This window comes from Thalassobellus sediminis (assembly GCF_044386045.1).
Classification (GTDB): domain Bacteria; phylum Bacteroidota; class Bacteroidia; order Flavobacteriales; family Flavobacteriaceae; genus Thalassobellus; species Thalassobellus sediminis.
Map to the genome: position 1 here is coordinate 1 of NZ_JBISCD010000029.1, position 778 is coordinate 778.

At 31.7% G+C, this 778-nt stretch carries 1 protein-coding gene; it reads right to left on the reverse strand.

Features of this window, described 5'->3' with window-relative positions; genetic code table 11:
• Positions 1–138: 138 nt before the first annotated feature.
• On the reverse strand, positions 139–778 hold a 640-nt coding region (locus ACH5TW_RS00380; RefSeq protein WP_439334492.1), incomplete at its 5' end, for a hypothetical protein.

Genomic DNA, 778 nt, shown 5'->3' on the forward strand with positions numbered 1-778 from the left:
AACGGTTGTGTATAAGGATAGTGCGGTTTTGTGTCCGAGGATTTTCCGCAGGAAAATCAGAGTGACTAAAAATGCACTAACCTTTAGATTAAGGAATAAATTTAAGCATTATTTTTATACTTTGTTGTAAACAGGCTTTTATGCGACTCTTTCAATTCGGCAATTTTCACATTCTGGATGAGTTTTTACAAAGTCAGCAATCGATTCATTTATTTTCTCAAATGATTCTCCATAAAAATATAATCCAGTTTCTGTATTTCCTTGCCAATATCGAAGAACATTATCTTTTATATTTGCTAATCGTCTAATCTCTATAGCCAAAGCTTCAGAGTCAGAATTTTTATAAACTTCATCGGACAGATTTATTCCGTCAAGATAAATTCCTAAACCTTCCTTTTTTCCAAATTCAATTTTCTCTTCCGTTTTCTCAATTGTCAGTTTAGAACCTTTTGGTGCTCCAAGCTCTTCAAGTTTCTCAATGATTGATTTAATATGATTTTCATTAATCTCATCAGAATTTATTTGTATTTCTACGTCACAGTATTCCAATTCTCCAGATTCTAATTGCATAGTTCCTCCGCCTGTAACTTCTCCAATTCCATTAGCTTGAAGAAATTCATCTAATGGGTCTTCATAAATTTCTCCTCTATCGATTGGCATTACTTTATCATTTAGAGTTGCGACAATAAAATTTACAGAGTATTCTTCTTCCTCTTTTTTATTTAATCCGAAAAGTTTTTTAATGAAGTTCATATTTTGGTTTAGCTTGTTTACAACG